The sequence below is a fragment of the Rhodococcus sp. 7Tela_A2 genome, assembly GCF_049311045.1.
Taxonomy (GTDB): Bacteria; Actinomycetota; Actinomycetes; order Mycobacteriales; family Mycobacteriaceae; genus Rhodococcus.
This window is the reverse complement of sequence record NZ_JAXION010000162.1, coordinates 1-7,364: the sequence shown is the minus strand read 5'-3', so window position 1 is coordinate 7,364 and position 7,364 is coordinate 1. Positions and strand designations below refer to the sequence as shown.

Here is a 7,364-nt window from a genome sequence, read left to right as displayed (position 1 = left end):
CCCCGCCGCCCCCCCCCCCCCGGGGACCCAGGGCTCGACCGCGCTCTACTTCGCGGCGGCTGTTCCCGCTGCGTCGCGAGCAGCGATGTATCCGAACACCAGTCCCTGGCCGATGGTCGCGCCGGCGCCGGGGTAGCGGTGCCCGAACGCGTTGGCCGCGGTGTTGCCGACCGCGTAGAGCCCGCCGATGACGCTGCCGTCCTCGCGGAGCACCCGCGCCCGCTCGTCGGCCCGCACGCCACCGCACGTGCCGAGATCGCTCAGGGTCATCTTCACGGCGTAGAACGGACCGTGCGTCAGCGGCCGCATGTTCGGGTTGGGCCGGACCGTGGGATCACCGTAGTACCGGTCGTAGGCACTGCCGCCACGGCCGAACTCGGAATCCGTTCCGGCTGCGGCATCCTCGTTGAACGCGCCGAAGGTCTCGGAGAAGGTGTCCACGGGCACTCCCATCGACGCCGCGAGTTCTTCGGCGGTCGAGGCACGGTGGGCGATGCCCGCCTCGTACCAGGACTCCGGGAGCGGCTGGCGCGGAAAGACACCGGCTGCGAACACGTAGCTGTTGCGGTACTTCTGGTCGAAGACGATCCACATCGACTCGACCGGGTCGCCGGCGTGTTCGCGCGCCAGCACCAGTTGCCCGAACGACATGTAGTCCGACGACTCGTTGGTGAAGCGGCGTCCGGTCTGATCGACGATGAACGAACCCGGCAGCGACCGCTCGGCGAGCATGACCATCGGCGGCTTGCCCGGACGGGTCGGTGCGACAGCGGGGAACCACCAGGCCTGATCCATCAGATCGAGACCGGCACCGACCTCCTGGGCCGCCTTGATCGCGTCGCCCGTGTTGCTCTCCGCGCCGAGGCTCTCGTGGTCGAGCAGACGCTCGGACTGGAACTTGCGGCGCATCGCCATGTCGTGGTCGAAGCCGCCCGCGGCGAGCACGACTCCGCGGCGCGCGGTCACCGTCACCTCCCGGCCGTTCTGCTCGAGAACGGCACCGGTGACCCGGTCGCCGTCGGTGACCAGACGCACGAGCGAGGTGTCGGTCCAGACCGGCACACCGGCTTTCAGCACACCCGCGAACAGTCCCGCAGCGATCGCCTGACCACCGGCGACGTATTCCCGCTTGACGGCGAGCCCGGCGACGCCCTGCGCCAGTCGCTTGAAGATGCGCGGGAAGCCCTTGTGCGGCACGCGCAGCATGAGGTTCATCCACTTGTAGTCGGCGCCCGTCGTGGGCATGGGCAGTCCGGCCTCCATCAGGCCCGGGCGCAGCCGTCCACGTTCCTCACCGAGCACCGACAGGTCGAGCGGCTTGCATTCACAACTGCGTCCCACTGCGGAGCCACCGGGCAACTCGGGGTGGTAATCGGAATAGCCCTCCGCCCAGAACAGCTTCATCGGCGTCGTGCGCCGGAGCATGTCGACCGTCGCCACACCGTTGTCGACGAAGGCCTCGCCGCGCTCGGCCGGTGCCGTGCCGTCCACCACGGACCGGACGTAGGTGTGACCGCGTTCGACGGTGTCACCCGACCCCGCCTCGGTCAGAATCGGATTGGCCGGCACCCAGAACGCGCCGCCGGAGCGGGCGGTCGATCCACCGACATGAGGAGATTTCTCCACGATCAACGCCGACAAGCCGAGTTCGTGCGCGGCGAGTGCAGCCGCCATGCCCGTACCCGATCCGATCACGAGCAGGTCGACCTCGGTGTCACGAGCGGGGGTCACGGCCGGCAGGGGTGTCGTCACCATCGACAGTCTCCTTCATATGGTTTGTCCGAAGGACGGTAGGGCAGTTTCCAGGTCACGCCGTTCGTGATTCCGATCACCGGGAGAGCATGAGGTCAGGTGGTCGGTGTCCCGGAAGAATCCGGATCACTCTCGTCCGGTGACGTCTTCGGTCAGATAGTCGAAGAATCCGGGGGTTTGATCGACACGCAACCGTGCCAGGTTTCTGTACGCGATCAGCCACACGCCGCCGACCTTGCGGTATGTCTCGTGATAGTGGCCGTATCCGTGCAGGTGTTCCTCGGTCGCACCGTTCGTCCACCACAACATGTCTTCCATCGCCCAGACACCGGTTGCGGTCACGTCCGAGGTCAGGACGATTTCCGGCGTATGGCCGTGATGCACACTGGTGATCGGGACGGGTCCGTCGAGAACTCCTTCGATGGCTCGCCGCAATGCGTCCCTCCCGACCACTGCCGGCCGGCCGTCGGACTCGCCATCGACCGAGGCACCGAAGGTCTCGCTCACGACATCTTCCGTGTGCACGCTGCCGTACAGATCCCATTGCTTGGTGTCCATGATGCGCAAACGCGCGGCGAAGACATTCTCGATCTCCCGGATCGCGAGCGCACGTTCCGCCGGGCCGAGCGAGATGTCCTGCACCTGCGGGAATTCGTCGCGTTGTCGTGTCATGCGCCCTGCTCGGCGGTGATGCCCATTCTCTCGAGCATCGCGTGCGGATCAGCGGGTGGTGTGAGATCGAGAAGTTGTTGCCCACGTCTGTGTGCTGCAGCGATGCACAGCTCGTCGTCGGAGTAGATCCAGAAGTCGCCTCGCGCAATCTGTTCCACCATGTGCTCCGCGGCGAAGAGCGGGTCGAGACCCTTCTCCTCGTTGTCGCGCTGCATCGCGGCGAACACTGCATTCGCGGTCGGATTGTCGGTCGGCGCGTCACGTTGCGCCGACAGGAAGATCTCGCTGCGAATCGAATGAGGAATGACCGCACTGACCTGAATGGGCGCGCCGACAATCGCGAGATCCTGGTAGAGACACTCGGTCATCGCCAGGACGGCGTGCTTGCTCACGATATAGGGCGACTGGACGGCAACGGCATTCAATCCGCCGACCGACGACAGATTGGCGATGCACGACGCTGTTCCCGCCTCGATCATCCGCGGGACGAAGGATTGCAGGCAATGGAAGACACCGTCGACGTTGATCTGCATCAGGCGGCGCCACCGATCACGGTCGATTTCCCACAGAAACCCCGAGGACTCGACGCCTGCATTGTTCACGAGTAGTTCGACGCTGCCGTGAGTGCCGAAGACCGCTGCCGCCATCGTCTCCACCGACTGCGGGTCGGCGACGTCCACTGCGTACGGTTGCGCGCTGCCACCTCCCGCCACGATGTCGTCTGCCACGCTCTTCGCCCGCTCGGCATCGACGTCTGCGACGACCACAGTCATCCCCAGGGACGCGAGATGCCTCGCGAGGCCCTCTCCGATCCCTGCGGCCGCACCCGTCACGACCGCAGTACCTCGGGAGAACCTCTCTTGCGCAATGCTTTCGTTCATACTCATCCCTTCAATCCGTCGGCAGCGATATTCGGGTTGGTCCAGGCAGGCGGTTCCCGTCGCGGTAGTTCGCTCCGCCCGTCCAGACTCATCACCGGAACCTGCTGAGACCACGGGAAGTGCAAGCTGAACGCGATCCGGCCGGTGCGCTCGGCCGCCGGCAACGTACACATTTCCAGAACCGTCTGTGCGAGATATTCGGGCGGTTCGGTTTCGTAGCCCTCCGGCAAGAGTGCTGCAGCTCCCGGCGTCATGATCGCCGTGGACGGCCCGACCACATTGACGGCGATGTTGTCGTCGACGACTTCCGCGGCCAGTCCTTCCGTGAACCGATGCAGCGCTGCCTTTGCCGACGCGTAGATGACATCCCCGGAGGTCTTGTTGTACTCACGGAACGGGCGGATGGGCCGCAATGCGGTGGAGGATCCGATATTGACGATCCAGCCGGCCCCGGCCTCCCGCATACGAGGGATCACGGCCTGCGACAGAAGGAACGGCACCTTCAGGTAGTGCTCGAGGGTTCGGTCGAAGGTACTCTCGTCCATCTCCGCGATCACCGAGTAATCGGCGAAACCGGCATTGTTGACAAGTATGTCGATGCCTCCGACAGCCTCGACAGCGTCCTCGACGAGCTTCGAACGCTGCAGCGGATCCTCGAGGTCCGCGGCGACCGCGACCGCTCGGCCACCCGCCTGCTCGATCAACTGCACGGTCTCCTCGAGAGATCCTTCGATCACGAGTTCGCGCCCGTCCCTGATCGACCGCGAAGGCGCCATCGATCGGGCGGTGACCACTACCGTGGCGCCCTCGGCCGCGAGCCGTTGCGCAATGGCCCGGCCGATGCCACGGCTGCTTCCCGTCACCAGTGCTGTGCGACCGGCCAGTCGTTGTGTCATGTCTGTTCCTGTTGTCTCTGCTCGTGGGGTGTTCGGATCTCGAGTCGTCATGGTCATGCGCCGGCGTGCGTACTCGGGTCTTCGATGTCCCCGACCCGATCGGCAGTACCGAGAAGACGAGAGATCAGCGTCCACAGTTCCTCCCGCGCGGGTGGGGTCAGGGACAACTGCGGGAAGGTCAGGAATCCGTGGAAGAGGCCGTCGAAGCGGTGCGCGATCACAGGTACGCCTTCTGCGGCGAGTCTCTCGGCGTACGCTTCGCCCTCCGAGCACGGCGGGTCCAATTCGGCGGTCGCGACCAACGCCGGCGGCAGCCCCGCCAGCGTCGATGCGCGTGTGGGAACGACGAGTGCATTGTCCCGGTCGCCCGGGGCGTACTGCTCCCAGTACCAGCGCATTGCCTTCGTCGTGTTGTAGTAACCCACGCCGTACCGCTGGTAGGACTCCGTGTCGAAGTCGTCCCCGAGCACCGGGTACAGGAGGATCTGCGCCGTGATCGACGGACCGCCGCGTTCGCGGGCCGCCAACGACACGGTGGCCGCGAGGTTGCCCCCTGCGCTGTCGCCCGCGACCGCCACCCGCTTCGGGTCACCGCCGTAGGCCGCGATGTTCTCCACCGTCCAGAGCAGTGCGGCGTACATGTCCTCCATCGCCGCCGGTGCCGGGTTCTCGGGAGCCAGCCGGTAGTCGACAGCCACCACGACCGTGTTCACGGCCTCGGCCATCGATCGGCAGAACTCGTCATGGCTGTCGAGATCGCAGAAGACGAAGCCGCCGCCGTGGGCGAACACGATGACCGGACGCGGGGATTCGTCCTCTCCGTGCGGGACGTACACCCGCAACGTCAGGTCGCCACCCGGGCCGTCGATCACCTCGTCCCGTGCGACTCGCATGTCCGGTGTCCGGGTGAGCGGTGCACGCCGCGAGACGATGAGCTGACGCAACTCGGCAGCCGGGTGTTGGGTCACGTCCGGGAATCCCGCCTCCAATCCGGCCAGCATTGCCTCGACGTCGGGGTGTAGGTCGGGTCGGCGCACAATGTCCTCCTGTTTGGGATCGGTGCAGAAAGCTATGACGGACGTGTTTTTCACATCGGGTCCATGCGGTTCCGGAGGCCGACGAAGATCACCTCGGACCGGGGTGCGATCGCGTCGTCTCCGGCCCTCTGAATTCCCGAAAATGGGCGCAGGTAGGAGACGATCCCCGACTCGGAGTCGGACAGCATGAACACCACCCGGCCACCGAGGTGGCCGGCGTCTCCGAATTCACCGACAGGAACCGGGATGGAACCTGATGGTCATCTCGGTAGCCCTTCGAAGACAACGACTTTGCGCACTGTCACCGATCGCTCGACGCCGCCGAGCCGAGGAATTCGAAGTGGTCCGGGTCGGGTTCCCTCAGCAACGTCCAGTAGTCGACCAGACGCCAGGGGCAGGGAACGACCGCACGACCTTCGCTGTTGCGGTAGTAGCCGTTGACGTTCTCGCCGGGATGGACCCACACGGTCTTGTCGAGAGCCTCGTCGACCTTGCGGTTGTACTCCTCGAGCGCATCCTGCCGGACGTCCATTGCGTCGTGCCCGTTCTCCAAGAGGTATTGCAGGCATTCGACGATGTAGTGGACGTGTTCTTCGCTGAGGAGATTGTGTCCTGCACCGTGGTTCGGAGCCGAGTTCGGACCTGCCGTGACGAAGAGGTTCGGGAACCCTGCTACCTGGATGCCGAGATAGGCGCGCGGATCGTCACCGCCCTTCCACTGGTCGGCGAGCGTGCGCCCGTCCCGTCCGAGGATATCGATCGACGTGGTGAATTCCAGCGCGAATCCTGTCGCCAGGATGATGACGTCGGCGGGCACGAATGCACCCTCCGTGGTGAACACACCATCCGGCGTCACGCGCTGGAACGACGCGCGGTGCAGGGTGACGTGGTCACGGGTGAGCGCCTTGTAGAACCCGGGATCCTTCACGATCCGCTTACCGTAGGGACGGAAGTCGGGGGTCAGTTTCTCCACGAGATCCGGCCGGTCGGCGAAACTGCTCTCCAGATAGTTCCGCGCAGTGTTGAGCACCATCTCGTTGGCGGGGGATGCCGAGAAGTGGGTCTTCGCCCATTCGGGATCGATGCGTGGCACCACATACAGGTTGTCGGACGCGAACCAATACGACCGAAGCCGGAACCATTCGTGATAGCGCGGAAGATGAGCGAGCGCCCACTTCTCGCCGTCCGGAACGTCGCTGACGACGGACTTCTCCGGCACGATCCAGTGCGGCGAACGCACCACGACGTCGAGGGACTCCACCTGGTCCACGACGCTCGCGACCACCTGAACCGATGTGCATCCGGTGCCGAGTACGACGACTCGTTTGCCGGTCAGATCGATGCCCTCGCCCCATTCGGAGGTGTGGACAATTCTGCCGCCGAACGAGTCCATGCCTTCGACATCGGGAATGTTCGGTGAGTTGAGCATGCCGAGAGCGGTCACAATCGCGTTGGCGCGGTGTACCTCTCGGGATCCATCGGCGGATTCGGTGGTCACCTCCCACACGTGCCGGTCCTCGATCCACCGCGCGGACAGCACCCGGGTACGGAACGCGATGTTCTCGGCGATCCCGTAGGACTCGACGACACCCTTCAAATACTTCTGGTACTCGGTGCCCGACGGATAGTACTTCGACCACTCCGGGTTCAGTTCGAAGGAATACGAGTAGTAGTGGCTCGGCGTGTCGACCGCAGCTCCCGGATAGGTGTTACGCGACCATGTTCCACCGATTTCGTGGCGAGCCTCGAACACGCGGTAGGCGAAGCCGGCGTCGCGCAACTTGATCGCGGCGTTGATCCCCACGATCCCTGCGCCGATCACGATGACAGAGAAGTCGGCCGGGGGCGTAACAGTGATCGGGACACGGCGTTCGGAGAGAACGAATCCGGCCTGTTCGCGCAGAATCGGAACGAACTCCTCGGCAACGTGCTCCGAGGTCGCGACCTTTGCCATACGAAGGAACAACTCGGCATCGGGCACTCCGAGACGATCGTCCATCTCGGGTGTGAGCAGCTCGTGCGCGCGAGCCCGGATGTCGTCGGCCACGTCCGCCGGGTATTGGCCGGGAGGGGCCGCCGGACGTGTTCCGGTGCGATAGTGACTACCCGGCTCGCTGAGCGCGAGC

6 protein-coding genes are annotated in these 7,364 nt (G+C 65.0%); all 6 read right to left on the bottom strand.

Translation table 11 applies throughout. The annotated features are described in order from the left end of the window. Positions 1-45 precede the first annotated feature (45 nt). A complete protein-coding gene (locus TVH25_RS19970; RefSeq protein ID WP_422425299.1) occupies positions 46-1,755 on the bottom strand; it encodes a 3-ketosteroid-delta-1-dehydrogenase in 1,710 nt (569 codons plus the stop codon). Positions 1,756-1,878: 123 nt separating this feature from the next. Then, the gene (locus tag TVH25_RS19965; RefSeq protein WP_422425298.1) at positions 1,879-2,424 is read right to left on the bottom strand and encodes a nuclear transport factor 2 family protein; all 546 of its coding nucleotides are present in this window, start codon (positions 2,422-2,424) and stop codon (positions 1,879-1,881) included. Beyond that, positions 2,421-3,311 (bottom strand): SDR family NAD(P)-dependent oxidoreductase, encoded by an 891-nt coding sequence (locus TVH25_RS19960; protein WP_422425297.1) that lies wholly within the window; start codon positions 3,309-3,311, stop codon positions 2,421-2,423. The genes TVH25_RS19965 and TVH25_RS19960 overlap by 4 nt, the downstream gene beginning before the upstream one ends. After that, positions 3,308-4,201: an SDR family NAD(P)-dependent oxidoreductase gene (locus TVH25_RS19955; RefSeq protein WP_422425296.1), complete on the bottom strand. Its 894-nt coding sequence runs from the start codon at positions 4,199-4,201 to the stop codon at positions 3,308-3,310. The genes TVH25_RS19960 and TVH25_RS19955 overlap by 4 nt, the downstream gene beginning before the upstream one ends. A 53-nt stretch (positions 4,202-4,254) precedes the next feature. Continuing rightward, positions 4,255-5,202 carry an alpha/beta hydrolase gene (locus TVH25_RS19950; protein ID WP_422425300.1) on the bottom strand — a complete coding sequence of 316 codons (948 nt, stop codon included), beginning with the start codon at positions 5,200-5,202 and terminating at the stop codon, positions 4,255-4,257. Positions 5,203-5,539: 337 nt separating this feature from the next. Beyond that, positions 5,540-7,364, bottom strand: a 1,825-nt coding sequence (locus TVH25_RS19945) for a flavin-containing monooxygenase (RefSeq protein ID WP_422425295.1), incomplete at its 5' end; no start/stop codon positions are given.

Coding starts and splice junctions, on each gene's coding strand:
- TVH25_RS19970 (WP_422425299.1), bottom strand. CDS start 1,755: ATGGTGACGACACCCCTGCCGGCCGTGACCCCCGCTCGTGACACCGAG.
- TVH25_RS19955 (WP_422425296.1), bottom strand. CDS start 4,201: ATGACACAACGACTGGCCGGTCGCACAGCACTGGTGACGGGAAGCAGC.
- TVH25_RS19960 (WP_422425297.1), bottom strand. CDS start 3,311: ATGAGTATGAACGAAAGCATTGCGCAAGAGAGGTTCTCCCGAGGTACT.
- TVH25_RS19950 (WP_422425300.1), bottom strand. CDS start 5,202: ATGCTGGCCGGATTGGAGGCGGGATTCCCGGACGTGACCCAACACCCG.
- TVH25_RS19965 (WP_422425298.1), bottom strand. CDS start 2,424: ATGACACGACAACGCGACGAATTCCCGCAGGTGCAGGACATCTCGCTC.